The organism is Pseudomonadota bacterium (assembly GCA_034189865.1).
Classification (GTDB): Bacteria; Pseudomonadota; Gammaproteobacteria; order UBA5335; family UBA5335; genus JAXHTV01.
Genome location: JAXHTV010000011.1, coordinates 56,871 through 79,459 on the forward strand (window position 1 = coordinate 56,871; position 22,589 = coordinate 79,459).

A 22,589-nucleotide genomic window follows, 5' to 3' on the forward strand; every position below is an offset into this window, starting at 1 on the left:
CCGCAACGCGCAATGCCCATTGGCGGTTCGGCCTGTGGGCCGGTTTGTCAGTCTTTTGTAGCAGCTGGGGTCGCTGAGTTTGATTCAGGCCTGTGTGATGTCGCCGCGCTTGTGGAGTCCAGGTGTCGCGCTTTGCAGGTGGCCTCGTCCAGATTTGCTGCGAATATCAGGTGATCGTGTTCACGGATACCAGCACGTCGAAGTTTGAGCGAAAGTCGAGGTAGCAAGCCGCTCAAGATCACGGACAAGTGCTGGCGGCGAGCGTTTTCCAATAGGGTTTCGAGTGCGACGAGTCCGCTCATGTCCATCACGGTGACCTGAGAGAGGTCCAGGATCAGGATCCGCTTGCGCCGATCAATGGTTCTCAGCGTTGCCAACGCTTTCTGAGCTGCACCGAAGAAAAGCGAACCGTTGATCTGGTAAATGGCGATGGTCGGTTGCAGCTTGAGGTGGCTCCCATCGAGAGGACGTTCCAGAAACCGGCCTTCCGTTAAGTCAATCACCCGCTTGATAAAAAGCACAGCGGCGAGGCCCATGCCCACCGTCACGGCCACCACCATGTCGAACAAAACCGTGAGACCGAAACAGGTCAGCAGGACAATCACGTCGCTGGCCGGCGCGATGCGGACCACGCGCACGAAATGGCGGGCTTCGCTCATATTCCATGCCACCACCAGCAGCAGCGCTGCCAAAGACGCCATGGGCACGTAGGCCAGCAGTTTCGCCAAGGCGAGCATCGCGATCAGAACCGTGATGGCATGGATGGCCGACGCGAGCGGAGAGACAGCCCCCGCCCGGACGTTGGTCGCCGTCCGGGCAATGGCACCGGTCGCAGGGATACCGCCAAAAAACGGGGCGGCAATGTTACCGAGTCCCTGACCGATGAGTTCGGCGTTGGCGTCATGCCGGTTTCCGGTCATTCCGTCCGCCACCACTGCGCAGAGCAAGGACTCGATTGCGCCGAGCATGGCGATTGCAAATGCCGGGCCGATGAGTGAACCGACCAACTCCACCGATAAAACCAAGGGTTGGCCATCGGCGCCGGGAAACTGCCATGGCCATTGTACCCCCGGCAATACGGGCGGGATACCAGGGCTGGAGATCCCATCCAGCGTCCAGCTGAAGCGCGAACCGATGGTGGCCACGTGGAAGTCTGCCAGCCAAAGGGGTGCGAGTGCAGCAAGCAGTGTTCCGGTCGTCAGAGCGACCAGATGGCCCGGTATCGCGCGGGATAACTTCGGCCAGAAAAGCAAGACGCCGAGTGTGGTCATGCCGATCATGACGTCGGACCAGCTCAACGTGGGCAGGGCCGATCCCAAGAGGACGACCTTATGGAGGTAATGCCCTTCCAGGACGTCGATATGCAAGCCCAGAAAGTCCCTGACTTGCAGGGTCGCGATCACGACGCCGATGCCGGCGGTGAATCCAATGACCACGGGGTAAGGGACCAGCTCGATAAAACGGCCCAGGCGGGCAACACCCATGGCGATGAGGAGGCACCCGGCCATTAGGGTCGCCAATAACAGTCCGCCCAGCCCGTATTGATGGGTGATAGGTAGGAGCACGACCACGAAGGCCGCCGTTGGACCTGAAACATTGACCCGTGATCCGCCGGTGACCGCAATGATGAAGCCCGCTACGATGGCGGTGTAGAGGCCATGCTGCGGAGCGACCCCGCTGGCGATGGCCAATGCCATGGCCAAAGGAAGGGCGACCACGCCCACGGTGATGCCGGCCAGTAGATCCGACTTCAGGTGCCGCCAGGTGTATCCCTCGCGCAAGTTGCCTCTGAGCGCGCTGGCTATTGGTAAAGAAAACCGTTTGAATCCCTTGTGCAATTCGTATTGTCCTGGCCGAAGGCGACGATGCGGTAGGTTGAAGGTGACGGGTGCTTCCGCAGCTGGAGTGCTACCCGCCGGTCCGGTTGTGGATTATAAGTTGATGGCCTGATGCCGGTAAATCGGGGACCTAGGTGTTCCCTGAGACCAGGAACAGGGCGTTGACGGCATCGGTATGGCGGTCCGTCCTCTTGTTCTTGATGTGTCATGCAGGTCCGCTTGACCGTATCGGGTGCACCCCAGACGGCGTGCGAAGTGCCGGCTTTGATGCGCTACTAAGGATTGGTCCCCATTCGGACGCCGATCCGCCGGGCGCCGAGGAGACCGTGAGGTCGCCGAGCCTTGAATCGGCGACCTCACGGTCTTGGCATCGGATGGTCTTTGCGAAGGCGCCTTGAATTTCAGTGGATTTTCGTTGTCCATCGCCGTGGATACGCGAGAAGACGCCGGGCGGTTCTTTTCGGCGCTGGCGACCGCGGAACCAGTGGAAATGCCGCTGGCCGAGACGTTTTGGGCACCGCTGTCGGGGGCGTTGTTGTGGAAACGGTTTCCTTAATTAGCGATACGGAACGGCGCCATCATTGACTCGACAGCTAGGCGGTACGCTTGAATCGCCCGCCCGGGTTGGTGTTTAACAGCCGTTCTAGACCCTGAAAGTTAACGTTTGGCGATGGTGTTTGAGGGCGATCTCGCCCATTCGCCAGAGGTGGAGTCATGTTCGAGTTGGATCACCTGTTAGTCTTGACAGATTTCGGCGCACCGGCAGCGGATGCCTTGCGTTCATTTGGTTTGGCTGAAGGCTCCTCGAATCGTCACCCCGGCCAGGGGACGGCGAATCGTCGCTTTTATTTCGCCAACACCATGCTGGAATTGCTGTGGGTTGTTGATGCCGAAGAAGCCGCGGCTGCGCCCGTATCGCGTACCGGGCTACTTTCGCGCTGGCGGGGGCGGGGGGCAGGTGCGTGTCCGTTTGGCGTGAGTTTACGACCCTGTAAAGGTGCGGCTACCCAGACCCCACCTTTTGATTATTGGCCGTATCGGCCGGCCTATCTGCCGCCTGGCGGTGAGATCGAAATGGCCGAAGGTTCTGAAAATCCGCGATTGCCTTTGCTATTCAACCTGCCATTTCGACGTCGGGTCGATGCCGGCCAGCATCCCGAGCCGATTGATCATCCGGCAGGGCTCGGAGAGATCACATCGGTTGAACTTAGCATCGCGCAGGGTGTGGATTTGTCCCCCGCCCTGCGGATGGTAGGTGATTGGGGGATTGTGCGGTTCAAAGCCGGAAATGAGCCGCTGATGGTGTTGGGATTCGATGGCGTACCATCTGGAGAATCGTTCGATTTTCGGCCGGGATTACCTTTGGCGTTTCGTTGGTGACGCGCCGCCTCCGGGGGCGGTTGTCGATACGATCAGAAGGGGAGATCCAGCGCTTCAGTCAAAAAGCGCATCAAGGGTGTGGCAGAGCGGAAAGTGTCGGCCACCTCGTCAACGAATTCGGCCGACCCTGCGGCTTCGATGTCCGTTTCTTTGATGACGAAAAAACTCTTCCGCTTGATATCTTCGATATGGGGCGTGTCGGTGGTAAAGCCGCGAGGCGGTCGTTTGAGTGCATCACCGGTGAGCCCGCCGAACGCGCCACCGAGCGCATCGGCGGATACCACCGCCTGCCAACGTTCCGGCGCTTGGGCAATGGCCGTTCTGATGCGGAACAACGCCTCGCCCGGCGGTTGCCAAATACCCCCACCGTAGGAAAGCCCGGTATGATCGATGTGGACATAAAATCCGGGTGCGTGAGCGTCCCGGCCGGCTTCATGGCGAAAGTGACAAGCGGCATGCTCTTTGTAGGGGCGCTTGTCTTTACTGAAGCGTACGTCGCGATAGATTCGGAACATGGAACCGCCGTGGGTGCGCGGGTCGGCGACGAATCGGGGCGCGATCTGTTCCAAGCGCGGCGCCATGGCGACGATAAAACTGACGATGGGATCCACCACGGTCTCGTGGTAGCGTGCCTTGTTGGCGATAAACCAGTCCCGGTTGTTGTTGGCCGAAAGTTCTTGAAAAAACGCGAAAAAGTCCGGGCGGAAGCCGCGGAACGGGCCAAGCTTTGATGCAGTTTTGGTTTGTCGGGTCACGGCGTGTTCCTTTCCTGCGCGCGGTCGACCGTAGTGGCTGTCGGGGCGGTTGAAATTGCCCGCGACGCCTAAAACCGGACCGGCTCGGTTCGCGGAATCTTGCAGCCAAAGGCTATGCTAAATGGCGAGCGCCGGTATCCAGTGCGGACTGCTGATGGCAATCAGGGTGATGGACGAAAACGTCCAAAACAATTTGCGATATCTGGCTCGGAAATAAGGATTGCCGCAGACGCAATCGGGTTTGCAACGCTCCATTGGGCGAAAAAGTTGGGTGGCGAGCAGCAAAAAACTCAAGCCGGCAACGAGCATGAAGATCGGTCGGTACGCTTCCAGCGCGGTGAGTCGATTCACCCAAACGCCCGCGGGGTCGACGATAAGCAAGACAAGCGCGCCCGCGCAGCACGCCGACGCGGCGACACCGGCGGTCAATCCTGTGGCCAAGCCTATCCATGCGCCTTGGTGGTTCATGAATTCCCCTTGCTTATCGGCGGCGTATTCTACGTCAGATAGACTTTCCCGATCCAATGCTGAAGCATCGATCGTGAAATTCTGCGGGCCGGTTTGCGATCCCCACGAGAACAGGCCTTTCATTATCCTGTTACGCTCGGAAAAGTCACCGGGATGGTGATGCCGGCTATGGAAACCATCACAATGAACGAGCTCAGCATTCGGCTGATTGCCTTCGTAACCGTTTTTGGTGTGATGGCAGCGTGGGAGACGTGGCATCCCCGGCGCCGGCACCGGGCCATCAGCCGCCCACGGCGTTGGATACACAATTTGGCCTTGTTTGGGCTGAACAGTCTATTGCTTCGCTTGATATTTCCGGCCGCTGCGGTGGGTTTTGCCGCCTTTTCTCAGCGACAAGGGTGGGGGCTGTTCAACTATCTTTCCTGGCCTATGATGGTTGAGGTGGTGATCGCTGTTGTCGTGCTGGATTTTTTCATCTGGTTGCAGCATGTGATGTTTCACGCCGTCCCCTTTTTCTGGCGTTTCCATCGGGTCCATCACGCCGATTTAGATTTTGACGTCACCACGGGTCTCCGGTTTCATCCTGCCGAAATCGTGATTTCGATGCTGATCAAGTGGGTGGCCATGGCAGCTTTGGGGCCGGCGGTGGTTGCGGTGGTTGTGTTCGAGGTGGTGCTCAACGCGGCCTCGATATTCAACCATTCCAACGCGCGACTGCCGTCTCTGGCAGACTGCCTGATTCGGCTCGTTGTGGTGACCCCCGACATGCATCGGGTTCACCATTCGATCGAGCAACACGAGACCAACAGTAATTTCGGGTTTTGCCTGCCGTGGTGGGATCGCCTGCTCGGTACCTACCGGGCAACACCCGCCCGCGGGCATGAGCGGATGGTTCTCGGGCTCGACGCCATCCGTGATGAGCGACAATGCGTCACGCTCCCTGGTGTACTGCTGCTGCCGTTCAAAGCGGGGGCCGACAGCTATGCGCTGGGTCGGCGAAATTGGACGGGTTCTTCGGCCGGCGGGGACCCCCATCAAGATCGCTAACTGGCTGGCCCGCATGGCATTGTTTTTCCGCCGGGCCGATGCCATTATGTGGCCGCGCCGGGCATGACGGCCCTGCGATAATGGGGATTTATCCGGAACCCATTTTGTATTTCACGCCGAATTTTCGGCGACAGCCTAGGCAATGAAAGATGAAGAAAATGTTGATCCAGGGAACAATCGGTGTCTTGATGATGGCGGCTGCCGGAGCCACGATGGCCGCAGATGTCGAGGCGGGTAAAGCCAAAGCCGCTGCATGCGCCGGTTGCCATGGCGCCAATTTCCAAGGTATGCCTCCGACTTTCCCCTCCTTGGTCGGTAAGGATGCCGAATATCTGACGGCGCAACTGAAAGCCTTTAAGAGCGGTGAAAGGGACAACGCAATCATGAAAAACATGGTTGTCGGTCTTTCGGACCAGGATATGGTCAACATTTCCGCGTACCTGAGTTCCTTGCCGGCGGAGTAAGTCAGAATTTAGCCCGGAGGTGATGGGTTCATCTCCGGGCCTGACGACTCTCATTCAAACTTCTCAGAGACGAAACCTGGCATGCCAAGTCCTTGGGGAAAAGTGATCGGCGGAATGTTCGGCTTTTTGGTTGGCCGCTATTTGGGCATGCTATCCGGAGTGGCCGTCGGTCATGTGCTTGATCTCACTTTGGACCAGCATCGGGTCCGTTTGAGGAAGCCTGTCAGCGGTGACATCGATCCGGTCTATTTCGATGTGGCCTATGGGCTTTTGGGGTATTTGGCCAAAGCCGATGGCCGCGTATCGCGCGCCGAGATTCAATTTGCCGAGTCTGTGATGGCGCAAATGCGGCTCGATTCCCGGGCGCGCAGCGAAGCCATCGAACGATTCGCCGTCGGCAAAAGTGCGGATTTCGATATCCAAAGTGCACTTTCGGCATTCGCTTCCCGTTATCGGCAGGAGCTTGACGTGGCCAGGACGTTGCTCGAGATGCTCGTCCAAATGGCCTATGCCGATGGTCCGCCAAGTTCGCGCCAGTCGAGTTTGCTGCGACACATTCAGCGGGCGATCCATCTGTCCGACTTCGAACTCAAACGACTGGAGGCATTGGTTGGCGCACGGTACGAAAAACGGAACCGCCCCGCGTCGCGGCCGGTGGGCGATTTGGTGTCCGCCTATGAGCTTTTGGGCGTCTCCCCCGGGGCATCGGAAAGCGAGGTGAAGCGATCGTATCGTCGAATGATCAGCCAGCATCATCCCGATAAGCTCATTTCCAAAGGGTTCTCGGAGGAACGGCTAAAAAAGGCGGCAGAGAAGACCCGGGAAATTCGCCATGCGTACGAAACCATTCGACTGCGCCGCGGGTTCTGAAACGGGGCGGTTGCGGCTTGCCGGCGGATTATCCTCGCAAGCCGGCTACGATGATCACCAAAATCACACCGAGTATGAGGTTGATCTCCACGCCCATTCGGATCTGCGCCAGATATTGCCCTGCGGCGGCGAAGTCCTCTTTTTCCACGCTGTTGCGTAAGCCCCGAAGCGGGCCGAAATACAGGCGCATAAAAAGGAGAATCATCACCAAGCCCATGCCTTGCATGATGTGTATGGCGTTGTCGACATATTCCATGCCGCCCCATTGGATAAAAATAATCCAGTAGCCTGACAGGGGCAGGAGAATGACCGCGATCCAGACCCAGCGCATAAAACGCGTCAGCGTTTCCAGCCACAAACGGAGTGCAGCCGGAGGATCCAAAACTTTCGGGACGCTGGGCCGCAAGGCCATGTAGGCGAAGAACATGCCGCCGATCCAGATCACGGCGGCGATCACGTGCAGCGCGACGGCCCAGTTCATGCTCGGCTCCGATAGCTGGGGGTTGCTCGGTAACCGCCGTCAGTATAGCAGGGCGGTCTGTTGTTCGTGGCTCGCATCGAGCTGGCGTATCCGGTAAAGTGACGGCGCCGTCCGAGGCGATCCATGTCCTGATTTTTCATTGAGTTAAGACCATAAAATGCCACACAGCTCTGAGTTTTTGATAGCACCTTCGATTTTATCTGCAGACTTCGCCCGTTTGGGCGATGAAGTCAACGCCGTGCTGGCTGCCGGCGCAGACATTGTTCACTTTGATGTGATGGACAACCATTATGTACCCAACCTGACGGTCGGGCCGGTGGTGTGTCAGGCGCTTCGAAACCATGGCGTGACCGCGCCCATTGACGTTCATCTGATGGTCCGGCCGGTCGATCGCCTCATTGTCGATTTCGCCGCGGCGGGGGCGACCTACATCACTTTCCATCCCGAAGCCAGCGATCACGTCGATCGAAGTCTTCAGCTGATTCGCGATCAAGGATGCCGGGCGGGCTTGGTTTTCAACCCGGCCACGCCGTTGAGCTATCTCGACTACGTCATGGACAAGCTCGACATGATTTTGGTGATGTCGGTGAACCCTGGTTTTGGCGGGCAGGCGTTTATCCCTGCGGCATTGGACAAATTACGCCAAGTCCGCGAACGCATCGACGCCAGCGGCCGGTCGATACGCCTGGAAGTGGATGGTGGCGTGAAAGTCGACAACATCGCCGAGATCGCCCGTGCGGGTGCGGATACGTTTGTCGCCGGTTCAGCTATTTTTGGTGCTGAAGATTACCAAGCCGTGGTCTCAAAGATGCGTCGCGAGTTGGCGTCAGCCGCCAGAGCATGAGGTTCGAAGCCCGAGCCGTTCTGTTTGACCTGGACGGTACGCTGGTCGATAGCGCCCCCGATTTAACGGTTGCCGTCAACGCGGCACGACAGTCCGTTGGTATGGTTGCCGTAGGTGTCGAAGACGTTCGTCGCTGGTTGGGAAACGGGGCTCAACGATTGGTCCATCGAGCCTTGACCAACGATGCGGCCGAGATGAACGCGCCGGCCGAGCGTTTCGACGTGGCTTGGCCTGTTTTTCTTGAGACCTATCAGCGACATGTGTGCGAGGCGAGTTCGGTTTATCCGGGTGGGCGCGAAGCACTGGAATCCCTGGTAAGCCGCGGCTACCGCTTGGGCTGCGTGACCAATAAGCCGGAGCGTTTCACTCGGGATCTGTTGGAAAAGCTCAAGTTGGATCGGTTTTTCGAAGTGACCGTGGCGGGGGATACCTTGCCGGTAAAAAAACCGGACCCCGCACCATTGCTGCATGCTTTGGGGCGACTCGGCGCAGAGCCGGTTCAGGCAATGATGGTTGGTGACTCAGTCACCGATGTGAAAGCCGCTCGGGCTGCGGGCAGTGTTGTAATCTGTGTCAGTTACGGCTATAACCATGGCCTTGATATTCGAGCAGCTGGACCCGATGCGGTGATCGATTCGTTGGCCCAACTCGGGGAGCTGTTGAGATAAGGTTGCATGATGTTTCAGATGATTCACCTGAACAGGCCGGGCGCAGGAAACACCTCGCGCTGGCGATGGCGAGGATGCTCATAACGCGCCTAGCGTCATAGGCATGGGGTTTATCAGGCCCCAAATCCTCGTTCATGATTCAGGGTGATCTCATGCAACAGCTGCCATTCGAACAACTCGCCGCCCAAGGCTATAATCGCGTTCCGTTGATGCGCCAGGTTCTTGCGGACCTGGATACCCCGCTGACAACCTATCTCAAGCTGGCCCGTGGCCCTTATTCCTACCTCCTGGAATCCGTACAGGGCGGCGAGCAGTGGGGCCGTTATTCCATTATTGGCCTACCGTGCAAGACAGTGATCAAGGTCCGTGGCGAGGAAGTTTGCCTGGAACAGGAGGGCCAAATCACCGAACGCGTGACCTGCCCCGATCCTTTGCAGTGGATCGAGTCGTTTCAGGCCCGTTTCCGAGTGGCGCCGGTCACTGGCTTGCCTCGTTTCACCGGCGGTCTGGTGGGCTACTTCGGCTATGACACCGTTCGTTACGTCGAATCCCGATTGGCGCATTGGGACAAGCCCGATCCCATCGGCAACCCCGACATCCTGCTGATGTTGTCCGAGGAAGTGTTGATATTCGACAACCTGAGTGGGTTGCTATACGTCATCGTTCATGCCGATCCCTCCGATCCGGCGTCGATTGAGGCCGGCCAGGCCCGGCTACAGGTCTTGGTGCGCGGGCTCTCCAATCCGCCACCGCCCGTTCGCCGCTTGTCGATGGCGGCTGTTGATGCAGATGCCACGGATTTTGATTCCAGTTTCAGTCGTGAGGGATATCAGGATGCCGTGCGTCGGATCAAGCACTACATCCGCGAAGGCGATGTCATGCAAGTGGTCCCATCGCAGCGCATGTCCATTGATTTTCACGGTGAGGCGCTGGATCTTTATCGCGCACTGCGCTGCGTGAATCCTTCGCCCTATATGTTCCACCTGGATTTGGCGGACTTTCAGGTGGTGGGGGCCTCGCCGGAAGTCTTGGCCCGGCTGGAAGAGCGTCGGCTGACGGTTCGACCCATCGCCGGGACCCGCCCACGGGGTCGCGATGAAGAAGAAGACCTGGCGATGGAGCGGGATCTTCTCAGCGATCCCAAGGAAATCGCCGAGCATCTCATGCTCATTGATTTGGGGCGGAATGATGTCGGACGAGTGGCGCAAATCGGCAGCGTGGAAGTCACTGAGAAAATGGTGATCGAGCGTTATTCGCATGTGATGCACATTGTCTCCAACGTCCGCGGGCAGATGTCGCCTTCTCACACCGCTCTGGATGCCTTGCGTGCCACCTTCCCGGCAGGCACGCTGACGGGTGCGCCAAAGATTCGGGCCATGGAGATCATCGACGAGTTGGAGCCGGTCAAACGCGGTGTGTATGCCGGTGCCGTGGGCTATATCGGCTGGAACGGCAACATGGATACCGCCATTGCGATTCGTACTGCAGTGCTCAAAGATGGCCGGCTGCACGTTCAGGCCGGTGGTGGCATCGTAGCCGATTCTGAGCCGGTGGCCGAATGGGAAGAGACGCTGAATAAGCGCCGCGCTATGTTTCGCGCCGTGGCGATGGTTGCGGCCGGATCGGACGAGGAGGTGGTGTGATGTTGTTAATGATCGACAATTACGACTCGTTTACCTACAACCTCGTGCAGTATTTCGGAGAGTTGGGTTGTGAGGTCGCGGTTTACCGCAACGACAAGATCACGCTGGATGAGATCGCCGCCTTGGCGCCCAGCCACATCGTCTTGTCGCCCGGGCCGTGCACGCCCAACGAAGCGGGTGTTTCAGTTCCGGCAGTCAGCCGATTTTCCGGCCAAATCCCAATTCTCGGTGTGTGCCTGGGGCATCAGAGCATTGCTCAGGCGTTCGGTGGTCGAATCACGCATGCGCGGGAGATCATGCACGGTAAGACCTCGCCTGTTTTTCATCGGGATCTGGGCGTGTTTAACGGTTTGCCAAATCCCTTTACGGCAACGCGGTATCACTCGCTGGTGATTGATCCGGCCAGCTTGCCCGCGTGTCTGGGGGTCACCGCCTGGACTCAATCTGCGGACGGGAGCATGGATGAGATCATGGGCGTACGCCACAAGACACTGGCGGTGGAAGGTGTGCAGTTTCACCCAGAATCCATACTCACCGAACACGGACACCACTTGTTAAAAAACTTTCTGACGCAGCCGGTTCCACAAGCGGCTTAGCCCGGGATCGCCCGACTATGAACATTCAAGAAGCCATCCAGCGTGTGACCGCGCACCAGAACCTGACCGCCGACGAGATGACCGCAGTCATGGCGCAGATTATGGGCGGTGACGCTACACCTGCCCAAATTGGCGGGTTCTTGATCGGTTTGAGAATGAAAGGTGAGACCGTGGCGGAGATCGCCGCGGCAGCCCGCGTGATGCGCTCGCTTGCCACACCGGTTGCGGTCCACGATCACACCCACTTGGTGGACACCTGCGGAACCGGGGGGGACAGCCGCGGCTTGTTCAATGTCTCCACTGCGGTTGCGTTTGTGGTTGCCGCGGCGGGTGGCATCGTGGCCAAGCACGGCAACCGATCGGTATCCAGCCGCTCCGGCAGTGCCGATGTGTTGGAAGCGGCGGGAGTTCGCTTGGATCTCGCGCCGGAACATATCTCCATTTGTCTTGAACAGGTCGGTGTCGGTTTTCTGTTTGCGCCGGCTCACCACAGCGCCATGAAACATGCCATTGGTCCACGTCGGGAGATGGGCGTTCGCACGATTTTTAATTTGCTCGGGCCCTTGACCAACCCGGCGGGGGCGCCCAACCAGTTATTGGGGGTATTCAACCCGGACTGGGTCGCTCCGCTGGCGGAAGTGATGCGGGAACTCGGCAGTCGTCATGTCATGGTGGTTCACTCCGAGGACGGGCTGGACGAAATCAGCATCGCCGCACCCACCGAGGTGGCCGAATTAAAAGACGGGCAGGTGTATCAGCAAGCGGTGCAACCCGAGGATTTCAGTATCCGTCGACAATCGCTCGACGGGCTGGTGGTCAGGGATGCCAAGGAGAGTTTGGCGCTCATTCGCCAAGTCTTTCGAGGAGAACCGGGCCCCGCGCGCGACATCGTGGCATTGAATGCCGGTGCGGCCATTTACGTGGCCGATTTGGAACCGGATATGGCTGCTGGCGTGCGTCGCGCTCAATCTGTGATTGACAGCGGGGCTGCCATGGACCGGATGCAACAACTGGTGGCGCTTTCGGCGCGGCTGGGTGGCGACCGTGACTGACCCGGCACCGAACAGCGACGTCCTGGCTCGTATTCTCGAACGGAAACGGTTGGAAGTCGCTGAGCGTATCGCGCGTGTGCCACTCGCGGAACTGCAAAGCCAAGCGCGGGATCTACCGTCATCGCGAGGTTTTGCGCGTGTTCTACAGGCCCGGGTGCGAGCGCGCGAAAGTGCGGTGATCGCTGAGGTGAAACGGGCCTCGCCGAGCCGCGGTTTGCTGCGGGCCAATTTTGATCCTGCCGCGATTGCCCGCAGCTATGAGCGAGGCGGTGCATCTTGTCTTTCGGTCTTGACGGACGCAGATTTCTTCAAGGGTAGTGAGGCCCATCTGGTCGCTGCCCGGGCAGCGTGTTCGTTGCCGGTGTTGCGCAAAGACTTCCTGGTGGATGCTTATCAAGTTTGGGAGGCACGTTGCCTGCAGGCTGATTGCGTGCTGCTGATTGTCGCCGCTTTGGATGATGAAATGCTCCGCCGATTGGCTGATTTGGCCACGATGCTGGGTCTCGATGTGCTGGTGGAGGTACATAATGCCGTGGAGTTGGAGCGAGCTCTGGCGCTCGATGCGACGCTGATCGGTATTAACAATCGTAACTTGCATACCTTCGAGACGAAGCTTTCGACCACCTGGGATTTATTGCCAGCCATACCGGAAGGCAAACTGGTGGTGACGGAAAGTGGCATTCACACTCGGGACGATGTGCTTGCCATGCGTCAGCGCGGCGTTTATGCCTTCCTGGTGGGCGAAGCGTTTATGCGGGCCGACGATCCGGGGCAGAAACTTGGCGAGTTGTTTTTCGACCGATCGGGTTGACCGTTCGGAGGAGCGCTGTGATGAAAGCAAGAATTAAGTGGGTTGAGCAAGTGACGTTTCTGGGTGAATCCGGCAGTGGCCATGCTGTGGTTATGGACGGTGCGCCAGATCACGGAGGCCGCGATCTCGGTCCTCGTCCCATGGAGATGTTGCTGCTTGGTATGGGCGGGTGCTCCGCTTTCGACGTGGTTCACATTCTCAAAAAATCCCGGCAGCTCATTGATGATTGCGAGGCGGAGATTACGGCCGAGCGCGCGGATACCGATCCCAAGGTCTTTACCAAAATACACATCCATTTTCGAGTCAGCGGTCGCGGCCTGAAAGAGCAGCACGTCAAGCGCGCCGTTCAGCTATCGGCGGAGAAATATTGCTCGGCTTCCATCATGCTCGGCAAGACTGCCGAAGTGACGCATGACTACGAGATTTGCCCCCCCTCGAAGGACTAAACAACTGCTCGACAGCTCGCGCGGAATGGCCTAAGATTTGCGCCCCCAAAAGGCCAAGCTGCATGTTTCGCCGCGACGGGTTTTTCATTTGTACCACGGTCTCTGTGTTTGGAGGACGACACGTTGGCGGTACCCTCGACCAAGTTGAAGCTGCACGGTTTCAACAACCTCACCAAGTCCCTGAGTTTCAATATTTACGATATCTGTTATGCGGGCACAGAGGGGCAGCAGCGGGAGTATATCGACTACATCGACGAGGCATACAACGCCGAGCGTCTGACCAATATCTTGACCGATGTGTCGGAAATCATTGGTGCGAATGTGCTAAATGTGGCCAGGCAGGACTACGACCCGCAGGGTGCGAGTGTCACGATGCTCATTGCCGAGCAGCCAGTGTACCCGGAGGATTCCGACAACAGCGAATCGCCAGGACCCTTATTGCCCGATGCCATCGTCGCCCACTTGGATAAGAGCCACATCACGGTTCACACCTATCCCGAGAGTCATCCGCATAAGAACATTAGCACCTTTCGGGCGGATATCGACGTGTCCACCTGCGGGGTGATTTCACCGCTTAAAGCGCTGAACTATCTCATTCACAGCTTCGAATCGGACATCGTTACCATCGATTATCGCGTGCGCGGGTTTACGCGTGATGTGCGCGGGCGCAAGCACTTTATCGATCATAAAATCAATTCGATTCAAAACTACTTGTCGGGCGACACCCGGGACCGATACCAGATTATCGACGTCAACGTCTATCAGGAGAACATCTTTCACACCAAGATGATGTTGCGTGATTTCAAGCTGGATAACTATCTATTCGGTATCGACGAAGATGAATTGGAACCCAAACAGCGCCGGATGATTGATGGCCTGTTGCGACATGAGATGGCGGAGATTTTCTACGGGCGCAATGTCAAAAGGGTTCGATAAGCGCGGCCGCGATTTGATCGCACCAAGGGTATTGCCGGAGCGTCGGTGTATCGCTAGACGTATTTGGCGCCTTGGGTCATGAGTTTCGAGACCCCGTTCATCAAGCGTTTCACCGGCCAGGGCAGTTCCCGTCCCCCTGCCCGGCGTGCCGTTTCCCCGTGATGTGCTTCTTCATGTTTCATTTGTTCGAGAATAGCCCGGGTTCGGCCGTCTTCGACCGGAAGTTCGTCCAGGTGCCGGTCGATATGCTCAATCACTTGGTTTTCTGTCTCAACGACAAAACCCAGGCTCCAGCGATCTCCGGCCAAGCCCGCCAGCATGCCGATACCTAACGACCCGAAATACCATGCCGGTGTGAGTCGGCTCGGTTTGTGTCCGAGTTCAGCCAGACGGCGTCGACACCAAATCAAATGAGCGTGCTCTTCCTGTGCGGCTTGCCGCAAGGTATCGCGGACATCGGCGTGGCGACTGACCAGTGCCTGTCCCTGGTATAGCGCTTGAGCACTGACCTCTCCGGCATGATTTACCCGCATCAATCCGGCGATGTGGCGGCACTGATCTTCGTCCAGTTCCGGCTCAGGAATGCCTTCGTCGGGGTGGCTGCCAACGGGCTCATCCGGGCTGGAAGCGATCGTCCTGACCGCTTGTTGCAGATCCATCAGGAACCGGTCTGCCAAGCTGTAGTGTCGTGGGTATGTCATGGCATCATTTTGGATGAGCCATCGTTGGCTCGCAAGGCGGTTCGTCCCGGTCGCACGCGCTTGCGGGGCAACGTATACTTACGCGCTGCGTTTTCAATTATTGACGATTCCTGGTGGCGCGAGATCTAATGCGCGCCTTTGCTAATAGAAGGAGTTTCTAATGCGTTTTTTCGCTCTGACTGTCGCCGCGTGTTTTTCAGCAGTGATGATGCCGGCAATGGCCCAAGAGGTGAGCGGTAATGCCCGCCTGGGGTACTTGGCCTCGTCCGGCAACGTAGATGAAACCAACCTCAGTGCAGAAGGTGAAATTGCATTTGATTTTCTGTCCTGGCGGCATCAGGCATCGGCTTCCGCGATCTTTTCCGAGGTGGAAGACGAAACGACCCGCGAACGATACACCGCAGGCGTGCAAAGCGACTATAAGTTAAGTGAGATCAGTTATCTCTTTGCGACCATCAATTTTGAAAAGGATCGCTTCAGTGGAATCGATCAACGTTTCTCCGAAGCGCTGGGTTATGGTCGGACGTTATACCAGACTGAGACCATAAAACTGGATGGTGAAATTGGTCCGGGTGCGCGCCAAACGCGTTACATCGAAGACGACGGCAGCATTCGTAAGGAAGACGAATTGATCGGTCGCGGTAAGATAAAGTTCGCTTGGCAGATCAGCGAGAATAACAGCTTCCGCGAAAAGCTGTTGGTTGAGGCGGGTGACCAAAATACCTTCGCAGAATCCGTCACGACCTTCCGATCGCAGATCAACAAACGTTTGTTCGTGGATCTTTCCTATACTATTAAGCACAACACCGATGTGCCCTCAGATCGCGAAAATACGGATCGTTATACGTCACTTTCGTTAGGTTACGAGTTGTGATGATGCCGCCCTTAAGGCGGTTTGGATAAGAGGCGGCCATGTCCTATTACAGTCACCATGTCTTTTTTTGTACCAATGTTCGCGAGGGCGACGACCGCCCCAGTTGTGGGCGTTGTGGTGCTGACGGCATGCGCGACTATGCGAAGCAGCGCATCAAGGAGCTGGGTATGGCCGGCCCAGGTGGGGTGCGGATCAATAAAGCGGGCTGTATGGACCGTTGTGAGGAAGGTCCCGTACTGGTTGTCTACCCGGAAGGGGTCTGGTACAGCTACGTCGATCAAGATGACGTCGATGAAATCATCGATGAACATTTGCGTAACGGCCGCATTGTGCGACGTTTGGAACTGTAGCTGAGATTGTTGTCTTCGCGGACTTGCTTTGGTGTGCCTCGTTTCTGTAGAATTTCGGCCCTTCGCCGCTGCCAACCTTGGGCGGCGGCGCAACCGGATATGGTGGGTAAGATCGGAGTCGCTGGGCAAAATGGCCCGGCGCGTCGACCGGCCCGGAGTCGAGATTGATGAAGACTTTTTCTGCGAAGCCCGAGAATGTGACGCAAGACTGGTATGTGGTTGACGCCACGGACAAAACCTTAGGTCGTTTGTCGACCGAGATTGCCCGTCGGCTGCGTGGCAAGCATAAGCCAGAATTCACACCACACGTAGACACGGGCGACCATATCATTGTCGTCAATGCAGCAAAGATACGTGTTACGGGCCGTAAGTTGAAGGACAAGATGTACTACCGGCACACCGGATACATCGGAAACATGAAGTCCATCAACTTGGAAAAACTGCTTGAGACCCATCCCGATCGCGCGATCACGACCGCGGTGAAGGGTATGATGCCGAAGAATCGTCTCGGGCGCGCGATGTTGAAAAAGCTGCGTGTTTACAACGGAGCCGACCATCCGCACGAGGCTCAACAGCCTCAAGCGCTTGAAATCGAAGCGTAACGGCGACCGGACTTAAGCACTTACACTATCCTAACGGAATCCATACATGGGCGATCAGCAGAAATATTTTGGTACCGGCCGGCGTAAAAGTTCCTGCGCGCGTGTTGCTCTCATGCCTGGGAGCGGCAAGGTCTTGGTAAATAGCAAGTCGCTGGATGACTATTTTGGCCGTGATACGGCCAGAATGGTTGTTCGTCAGCCCTTGGAGCTCATTGGCGTGACCGACAAGTTCGATGTGCGCGTCACGGTGAGAGGTGGGGGCACAACCGGTCAGGCCGGTGCGATTCGTCACGGTATCAGTCGTGCGCTGGTGAACTATGATGAAACGTTGAAAGCTGAGTTGCGAAGGGCGGGTTTCATTACGCGCGATGCTCGCCAAGTCGAACGGAAGAAAGTCGGCTTGCACAAAGCCCGTCGCGCGCCGCAGTTCTCGAAACGTTAATCGCAAGTCGGCTGGACCCCCGCGGGGCGCAATTGGCCTGAGCGCAAATTTTGGGGGATCGTCTAGCGGCAGGACAGCGGACTCTGACTCCGCTAACCTAGGTTCGAATCCTAGTCCCCCAGCCAAATTCGGGCGTTCGCGCCCGGTTTCTGGGCGGCATCGTCCCACCACAATCGACTTAGGGCGGTGTCGGTTTAGGGTTTCTGGGGAAAATTTCCTACTTGCCTGTGGGTGGGGCCGGACGGTTCGCCAATCTTCCAGTCGTCCCTATACCCCTTCCTGGGTAAACGGCTGTCTGGACGGTCGCTGATTGCCCGCATCCGTACAAACTCGAATTTAGTGCAACGCTAGAGACGCTGGCTAAAAAGCCGGTAAGGTATTTTGGTGATCCGTAGGCGCTTATTCTAGACCCTATGAACGAAACGGATCCTCCCGCTCATTTGATTTATGTCACGTGGTCTTGGCTTGCGCGCATCGTTTTGATGGGCGCGATTTTTGTGGCCGTATTATTGGTGATGGGCCGCGTACCGATCTGCGAGTGCGGTACGGTTCGGCTGTGGCACGGCGCGGTGATGAGTTCCGAGAACTCGCAGCACATTTCGGACTGGTATAGCTTCTCCCATATTATTCACGGCTTTTTGTTTTATTCATTGGTCACCGTTTTGGAGCGCATGAGCGGCAGGGCTTTTGCGCCCGGCGCCAAACTGGCATTGGCGCTGTTGCCCGAGATGGGCTGGGAGATTCTCGAGAACACAGACTACGTCATTAACCGCTACCGGGAAGCCACCATATCGCTGGACTACTATGGCGACAGCGTCCTCAACTCGGCAGCGGACGTGGGTTTTTGCGCCTTGGGGTTTATCTTGGCCAGCCGCTTACCCGTGGCGGTGACCATTGCCTTGGCGGTGGCTTTCGAGCTTTACGTCGGTTGGCAGATTCGGGATAACCTGACCTTGAACGTCATCATGTTGGTCTATCCGCTGGATGTGATCCAGCAGTGGCAGTCCGCACGCTAAGCTTTGTTCCTCCCCCGAGCCCGCGGGTCCTACTCGAGTTCGATGCGGTCGGTAATATTGTGAATCAGCGCCAGCACCAGGGCGAGATGTTCGCGCAGGTGACGTGTTAATAAGAAGTTTTCCCGCACGAACCCGTGGGCTTGGGTGCCCATGGATTTCAATTCGTCCGGCCGGTGGAAGAGGTAGCGGATGCGCAATGCCGCACCCTCGGGGGAGTTGACCAGAAAGCCGGTATGGTAGTTGACGACCTGCAGCCGAATACCCCCCGTGTCACCGCCGATCACCGGCTTGTGCTTCCACATGGCCTCGGTCACGGTGAGACCGAATCCTTCCCGTACTGATTTTTGCAGCACGATGTCCGAAGCTCGCTGAAGCGCATTTATCGTGCGATGGGCGTCTGGCGGTAAATCCAGAATGTGGACGTCGGGGTCGTTGTTCGCAGCATCGCGGATTTCTTGTAGGACACTCGCGCCTTCCGGGTCATCGGTGGCGCTTCCGCCGGCCAAAACCAGCTGCAGTGCAGGGATGAAACGTTTGCTCAGTCGGTAACTTTGCAGCACCCCCAGCGGATCTTTAAAACGATCGAAGCGCGAAATTTGTGAGATTAAAGGGCGCTCCGGGTCAATACCAAGCTGTTGATAGGTGGCGTTGATTTCATTCTGCGACAACTCGACGTTTTTGTCGGAAAGCGGATCGATGCTCGGTGGGATCAGGTATTGCGGGTGGGGAAGCGGCTGTGCAAATGATGCCAGTGAAAAAACGCTGGCATCGTAGTCGGTTACGAATTGTCGCAGCTTGCGCCAAACCGGCCGATGGGGGTGGCTCAGGTCGATATGGCATCGCCAGATCCATTTTCCCTTGCGGTTGGGGCACAGGCCGAGCAGTGGGGCGGGTTGCGGATCGTGAATGAACACGATATCAGCACTTTCCAGTTGCTCCCTTAAGCGTTCGGCATTGTCCTGGTTAATCCGCTGATAGGCTTCCCACAAGCGGTCTTTGATAAAAACCGCTTGGCCTTGCAAACCATTGTGTATGGATTTGGTGCACTGAAAAAAATCTTCTTCTCCGGAGATGACTTCCCAGCTGGCGTCGAGACCGAGTTCACGCATTAAGGGGATCAGCTTATGAAGAATCTCGGCGACCCCGCCCCCGGTGCGGGTTGAATTGACATGAACGATTTTCATGCCACGGAGGGACTCGGTCAGTTGGCGAAGATGCTCAATGACATCTTCGCCTGCCGCGGCGGCATAATCTTCGAGCACCGGCGTCATACTTCGGCTCCCTGATGGAAATAGTCGGCTGCGATTTCGCTTAGCTGCTCACGAAGCTCGGTCAAAGAGATGAAGTAGGGGTCGATACCCGCCAGCCGGCGGCGTAGCTCGTCATGTTCATCGCCCCACTGGCCCAGCCAAGCCGAGAAATCATCGGATCGGTCTTCGGTCCGACGGCCAGCGTCAATAAAATGATAGAACACGCTGCTGGCCGAAAGCCTGGGCAGGATATCTTTCAGCGCCTCGGGCTTTTCGATAGAGCGATGGGTGCGAAATACGATGATCTGTGAGCGAATGAATTCGAACTGACGATCCGGCGGCGTCCAGAACAGGATTCTTAATTCATCCAGCCGTTCTTCGATGGCATCGATTAACTCGCTTCGCAGGTGCTCCAGGTCGTCCGTTGCGGAAGGGTCGATGACGCCCAGTCGTTCGGCCAGCGTGCGGTCGTGAATCTCATGGCGGATCCACTCCGCGAAGTCATTGTTGTACTCGCGGCTTTCAAATCCCGGTCGAAGCAGTGCTCCCCAAAAGTGGAAGTAAATGCTGCTGCTGTCGACATTCAGCAAGCGGTCGCGCAACTCTTTGAGATTCTGTGCCCGGTTTCCAGTAGCGATAGAGATTAGCGCGCAGTCGCGAATCTCGAACGGTAAATAGGTTTCAGTCTGGGTTGTCATTGGACGCGTTCCTCCGCCGAACCATCGGTGGTACGTCAAGCAGTCAGGCGCTTAGAATGTCTCGATTCCGTCGGCTGCCGCCAGCAAAACGTGGTCGGCGGGGCGCAGCGCGAATAGGCCCACTGTCACCACCCCCGGCCAGTTGTTGAAGTCCCGCTCGGTAGAGATAGGCTCGGGAATCATCAACTGATGGACGTCCAGTATGTGGTTACCATTGTCCGTGATAAAGCCTTCCCGCCATTGCGGCCTCGCACCAAGAGCGACCAGCTTGCGGGCGATAAAACTCCGCGCCATGGGGATAACCTCGATCGGCAGCGGGAATTTGCCCAGTACGTCGACTTTCTTGGAGGCGTCAGCGATGCAGATGAAGCGTTCGCTGACCGCGGCAATAATCTTCTCCCGTGTCAGTGCTCCGCCTCCACCCTTGATCAGTTGGCGTCTTGGGTTGATCTCGTCCGCTCCATCAATATAGACCGGAATGCGATCGGCTTGGTTTAGATCGACGACCGGAATCCCGTAGCCGCGCAATCGCTCGGCACTGACTTCCGATGCAGCGACGGTACCCAGGATTCGGTTTTTCAGCGGCGAGGCTGCCAAGGCATCGATAAAGCAATCCACTGTGGACCCGCTGCCGATGCCCAGTAGTTCGTCCTCTACGACGTGACTCAGGGCGGCTTCGGCAACTTGTCGCTTGAGCGAGTCTTGTCCCACGGGTTCCTCCTGTTGGCGTGGGGGCGCCGGGTTCGAGCCCTGGCAAGTCTTATCGGGGGTCTTTGCACGTGTCTTTGCAAGCGACAAGCGAGCTGCTACGGTACCGGCCATGATCGACGACTATATCAAGAAAATCCTGACCGCGAACGTTTACGACGTGGCCGAGATTACGCCACTGGAGTTGGCGCCCAACCTGACAAAGCGGATCGAAAACCGGGTGTACCTCAAACGCGAGGATATGCAGCCCGTTTTTTCATTCAAACTTCGCGGCGCTTACAACAAGATGTCTCATCTCTCGCCGGACGCGTTGGCCAAGGGCGTGATCGCTGCTTCGGCCGGGAATCACGCGCAGGGTGTGGCTTTAGCAGCCCGTCGGCTTGGTGCGCGCGCCACCATTGTGATGCCTTGTACGACCCCCACGATCAAAGTGAATGCGGTCGCCCAGCTGGGGGCGCGCGTGATACTCCAAGGTGACAACTACGATCAGGCTTACGCTCATGCCATGCGCTTAGTGAGCGAGCGGGGTTACAGCTTCATCCATCCTTATGACGATCCGGACGTCATTGCGGGGCAGGGTACCGTGGGCATGGAAATGCTGCAGCAGCACAGCGGGGCGATTGATGCAGTCTTCGTCCCAGTCGGCGGTGGTGGTCTTATCGCAGGTATATCGCTCTATATCAAGTACCTGCATCCCGACATCAAGATTATCGGCGTTGAGCCAGTGGACACCCCCAGCATGTACGAGGCACTCGAAGCCGGGCGACGGATCCGCCTCTCCCGCGTCGGCTTGTTCGCCGATGGGGTGGCGGTGAGTCAGGTGGGGAAAGAGACCTTCCGTCTGGCCCAGCAATGCGTCGATGAAGTGGTTCTCGTGACTACGGACGAAATCTGCGCGGCAGTGCGCGATATCTATGAGGATACCCGGTCGATTGCGGAACCTGCCGGTGCTTTGGCGCTGGCAGGGTTAAAGCGCTATGCGGCCGACAATTCGTTGCAAGACGCTGCCCTGATCGCCGTGGTCAGCGGCGCCAACATGAATTTTGACCAGTTGCGCTACGTGGCCGAACGCACCGAGTTAGGTGAGCGGCGTGAGGCTCTGTTTGCAGTGACCATCAAAGAAAGACCGGGAAGTTTTCGCAAGTTTTGCCGTGATATCGGCCGGCGCGATATCACCGAGTTCAACTATCGATATTCGGATCCGAAATCAGCGCATGTTTTTGCTGGCGTTCGTCTGCATAAAGGGGATGACGAGCGCCATCTGTTGGTACGAAGGCTGCGCGATAAAGGCTACGAGGTCACCGACCTGACCGACAACGAGTTGGCTAAACTGCATGTTCGATTTCTGGTCGGTGGGCGGGCGCCCGAATTGCAAAACGAAGTGGTGTACCGCTTCGAGTTTCCCCAGCAACCCGGGGCCTTGTTGCAATTTTTGCAAGGAATCGGACAGCGCTGGAATATCACCATGTTTCACTACCGAAACCACGTCGCGGATTATGGGCGGGTGTTGATGGGATTGCAGGTGCCACCGGCAGAGCGCGAAGCCTGTCGCGCGTCGTTGGACGCCTTGGGCTTGGATTATCACGATGAGTCATCCAATCCCGCCTATGGATACTTTTTAGGTGGGGGGGGTTAGTAGCCGGTTGGGT

At 57.4% G+C, this 22,589-nt stretch carries 27 protein-coding genes and 1 tRNA gene; 20 read left to right on the forward strand and 8 right to left on the reverse strand.

Translation table 11 applies throughout. From position 1 onward, the window contains the following. Positions 1 to 47 precede the first annotated feature (47 nt). Positions 48 to 1,805 carry a C4-dicarboxylic acid transporter DauA gene (dauA, locus tag SVU69_07325; protein MDY6942810.1) on the reverse strand — a complete coding sequence of 586 codons (1,758 nt, stop codon included), beginning with the start codon at positions 1,803 to 1,805 and terminating at the stop codon, positions 48 to 50. 397 nt (positions 1,806 to 2,202) lie between these two features. Between dauA and SVU69_07330 the strand changes: the two genes are divergently transcribed. Both SVU69_07330 and SVU69_07335 read left to right on the forward strand, forming a co-directional pair. Beyond that, on the forward strand, positions 2,203 to 2,394 hold the full coding sequence (locus SVU69_07330; GenBank protein MDY6942811.1) for a hypothetical protein: 192 nt from the start codon (positions 2,203 to 2,205) through the stop codon (positions 2,392 to 2,394). 158 nt (positions 2,395 to 2,552) lie between these two features. Further along, the gene (locus SVU69_07335) at positions 2,553 to 3,218 is read left to right on the forward strand and encodes a VOC family protein (GenBank protein ID MDY6942812.1); all 666 of its coding nucleotides are present in this window, start codon (positions 2,553 to 2,555) and stop codon (positions 3,216 to 3,218) included. Positions 3,219 to 3,250: 32 nt separating this feature from the next. Here the strand turns inward: SVU69_07335 and SVU69_07340 are convergent, their stop codons facing one another. Together SVU69_07340 and SVU69_07345 are read right to left on the reverse strand one after the other, a co-directional pair. Continuing rightward, positions 3,251 to 3,973, reverse strand: a complete 723-nt coding sequence (locus SVU69_07340; GenBank protein ID MDY6942813.1) for a DUF2461 domain-containing protein — start codon at positions 3,971 to 3,973, stop codon at positions 3,251 to 3,253. A gap of 117 nt (positions 3,974 to 4,090) precedes the next feature. Then, positions 4,091 to 4,441, reverse strand: a complete 351-nt coding sequence (locus SVU69_07345) for a mercuric transporter MerT family protein (protein ID MDY6942814.1) — start codon at positions 4,439 to 4,441, stop codon at positions 4,091 to 4,093. A 168-nt stretch (positions 4,442 to 4,609) separates the two neighbouring features. Between SVU69_07345 and SVU69_07350 the strand changes: the two genes are divergently transcribed. The 3 genes from SVU69_07350 to djlA all read left to right on the forward strand — a co-directional run bounded on the left by SVU69_07350 (position 4,610) and on the right by djlA (position 6,822). Beyond that, positions 4,610 to 5,488 (forward strand): sterol desaturase family protein, encoded by an 879-nt coding sequence (locus SVU69_07350; protein ID MDY6942815.1) that lies wholly within the window; start codon positions 4,610 to 4,612, stop codon positions 5,486 to 5,488. 149 nt (positions 5,489 to 5,637) lie between these two features. Further along, entirely contained in the window at positions 5,638 to 5,952 is a 315-nt protein-coding gene (locus SVU69_07355) for a c-type cytochrome (GenBank protein MDY6942816.1), read from the forward strand. 81 nt (positions 5,953 to 6,033) lie between these two features. Beyond that, positions 6,034 to 6,822 carry a co-chaperone DjlA gene (gene djlA / locus SVU69_07360; protein ID MDY6942817.1) on the forward strand — a complete coding sequence of 263 codons (789 nt, stop codon included), beginning with the start codon at positions 6,034 to 6,036 and terminating at the stop codon, positions 6,820 to 6,822. 28 nt (positions 6,823 to 6,850) lie between these two features. Here djlA and SVU69_07365 read toward each other — a convergent pair whose 3' ends face one another. Then, entirely contained in the window at positions 6,851 to 7,303 is a 453-nt protein-coding gene (locus SVU69_07365; protein ID MDY6942818.1) for a CopD family protein, read from the reverse strand. Between the two features lie 157 nt (positions 7,304 to 7,460). Here SVU69_07365 and rpe point away from each other — a divergent pair, with 157 nt between their 5' ends. The 8 genes from rpe (at position 7,461) to speD (ending at position 14,299) form a co-directional block, all read left to right on the forward strand. After that, positions 7,461 to 8,147, forward strand: coding sequence for a ribulose-phosphate 3-epimerase (rpe, locus tag SVU69_07370; protein ID MDY6942819.1), 687 nt, complete (start codon positions 7,461 to 7,463; stop codon positions 8,145 to 8,147). Beyond that, positions 8,144 to 8,815, forward strand: a complete 672-nt coding sequence (locus tag SVU69_07375; GenBank protein MDY6942820.1) for a phosphoglycolate phosphatase — start codon at positions 8,144 to 8,146, stop codon at positions 8,813 to 8,815. Before rpe ends, SVU69_07375 begins: the two co-directional genes overlap by 4 nt. 152 nt (positions 8,816 to 8,967) lie before the next feature. Further along, complete coding sequence (gene trpE / locus SVU69_07380) at positions 8,968 to 10,458, forward strand: anthranilate synthase component I (GenBank protein MDY6942821.1); 1,491 nt, start codon at positions 8,968 to 8,970, stop codon at positions 10,456 to 10,458. Continuing rightward, entirely contained in the window at positions 10,458 to 11,054 is a 597-nt protein-coding gene (locus SVU69_07385; GenBank protein ID MDY6942822.1) for an aminodeoxychorismate/anthranilate synthase component II, read from the forward strand. The genes trpE and SVU69_07385 overlap by 1 nt, the downstream gene beginning before the upstream one ends. A 17-nt stretch (positions 11,055 to 11,071) precedes the next feature. Then, on the forward strand, positions 11,072 to 12,106 hold the full coding sequence (trpD, locus tag SVU69_07390; protein MDY6942823.1) for an anthranilate phosphoribosyltransferase: 1,035 nt from the start codon (positions 11,072 to 11,074) through the stop codon (positions 12,104 to 12,106). Next, complete coding sequence (gene trpC, locus SVU69_07395; protein ID MDY6942824.1) at positions 12,099 to 12,917, forward strand: indole-3-glycerol phosphate synthase TrpC; 819 nt, start codon at positions 12,099 to 12,101, stop codon at positions 12,915 to 12,917. Before trpD ends, trpC begins: the two co-directional genes overlap by 8 nt. A gap of 20 nt (positions 12,918 to 12,937) precedes the next feature. Next, on the forward strand, positions 12,938 to 13,363 hold the full coding sequence (locus tag SVU69_07400; GenBank protein ID MDY6942825.1) for an OsmC family protein: 426 nt from the start codon (positions 12,938 to 12,940) through the stop codon (positions 13,361 to 13,363). Between the two features lie 123 nt (positions 13,364 to 13,486). Further along, positions 13,487 to 14,299 carry an adenosylmethionine decarboxylase gene (speD, locus tag SVU69_07405; protein MDY6942826.1) on the forward strand — a complete coding sequence of 271 codons (813 nt, stop codon included), beginning with the start codon at positions 13,487 to 13,489 and terminating at the stop codon, positions 14,297 to 14,299. 53 nt (positions 14,300 to 14,352) lie between these two features. Here speD and coq7 read toward each other — a convergent pair whose 3' ends face one another. Continuing rightward, positions 14,353 to 15,000, reverse strand: coding sequence for a 2-polyprenyl-3-methyl-6-methoxy-1,4-benzoquinone monooxygenase (coq7, locus tag SVU69_07410; protein MDY6942827.1), 648 nt, complete (start codon positions 14,998 to 15,000; stop codon positions 14,353 to 14,355). Positions 15,001 to 15,160: 160 nt separating this feature from the next. Here coq7 and SVU69_07415 point away from each other — a divergent pair, with 160 nt between their 5' ends. The 6 genes from SVU69_07415 to SVU69_07440 all read left to right on the forward strand — a co-directional run bounded on the left by SVU69_07415 (position 15,161) and on the right by SVU69_07440 (position 18,284). After that, positions 15,161 to 15,874, forward strand: coding sequence for a DUF481 domain-containing protein (locus SVU69_07415; protein ID MDY6942828.1), 714 nt, complete (start codon positions 15,161 to 15,163; stop codon positions 15,872 to 15,874). A 38-nt stretch (positions 15,875 to 15,912) separates the two neighbouring features. Beyond that, the gene (locus SVU69_07420) at positions 15,913 to 16,224 is read left to right on the forward strand and encodes a (2Fe-2S) ferredoxin domain-containing protein (GenBank protein ID MDY6942829.1); all 312 of its coding nucleotides are present in this window, start codon (positions 15,913 to 15,915) and stop codon (positions 16,222 to 16,224) included. Between the two features lie 167 nt (positions 16,225 to 16,391). Then, positions 16,392 to 16,826 carry a 50S ribosomal protein L13 gene (rplM, locus tag SVU69_07425; protein MDY6942830.1) on the forward strand — a complete coding sequence of 145 codons (435 nt, stop codon included), beginning with the start codon at positions 16,392 to 16,394 and terminating at the stop codon, positions 16,824 to 16,826. A 46-nt stretch (positions 16,827 to 16,872) separates the two neighbouring features. Then, the gene (rpsI, locus tag SVU69_07430) at positions 16,873 to 17,268 is read left to right on the forward strand and encodes a 30S ribosomal protein S9 (protein MDY6942831.1); all 396 of its coding nucleotides are present in this window, start codon (positions 16,873 to 16,875) and stop codon (positions 17,266 to 17,268) included. A gap of 51 nt (positions 17,269 to 17,319) precedes the next feature. Next, a tRNA-Gln gene (locus SVU69_07435) sits at positions 17,320 to 17,393 on the forward strand. A 288-nt stretch (positions 17,394 to 17,681) separates the two neighbouring features. Then, the gene (locus SVU69_07440; GenBank protein ID MDY6942832.1) at positions 17,682 to 18,284 is read left to right on the forward strand and encodes a DUF2585 domain-containing protein; all 603 of its coding nucleotides are present in this window, start codon (positions 17,682 to 17,684) and stop codon (positions 18,282 to 18,284) included. A gap of 29 nt (positions 18,285 to 18,313) precedes the next feature. On the opposite strand, the gene SVU69_07445 is transcribed toward SVU69_07440, so the two are convergent. The 3 genes from SVU69_07445 to rpiA are packed head-to-tail and all read right to left on the reverse strand — an operon-like array spanning position 18,314 to position 20,943. Next, a complete protein-coding gene (locus tag SVU69_07445; protein MDY6942833.1) occupies positions 18,314 to 19,555 on the reverse strand; it encodes a glycosyltransferase in 1,242 nt (413 codons plus the stop codon). Beyond that, positions 19,552 to 20,232, reverse strand: a complete 681-nt coding sequence (locus SVU69_07450) for a DUF5752 family protein (GenBank protein MDY6942834.1) — start codon at positions 20,230 to 20,232, stop codon at positions 19,552 to 19,554. The genes SVU69_07445 and SVU69_07450 overlap by 4 nt, the downstream gene beginning before the upstream one ends. A 51-nt stretch (positions 20,233 to 20,283) precedes the next feature. Beyond that, positions 20,284 to 20,943, reverse strand: coding sequence for a ribose-5-phosphate isomerase RpiA (gene rpiA / locus SVU69_07455; GenBank protein ID MDY6942835.1), 660 nt, complete (start codon positions 20,941 to 20,943; stop codon positions 20,284 to 20,286). Here rpiA and ilvA point away from each other — a divergent pair. Then, complete coding sequence (gene ilvA / locus SVU69_07460; GenBank protein MDY6942836.1) at positions 20,924 to 22,576, forward strand: threonine ammonia-lyase, biosynthetic; 1,653 nt, start codon at positions 20,924 to 20,926, stop codon at positions 22,574 to 22,576. The two genes, rpiA and ilvA, sit on opposite strands and share 20 nt — an antisense overlap. Positions 22,577 to 22,589 lie beyond the last annotated feature (13 nt).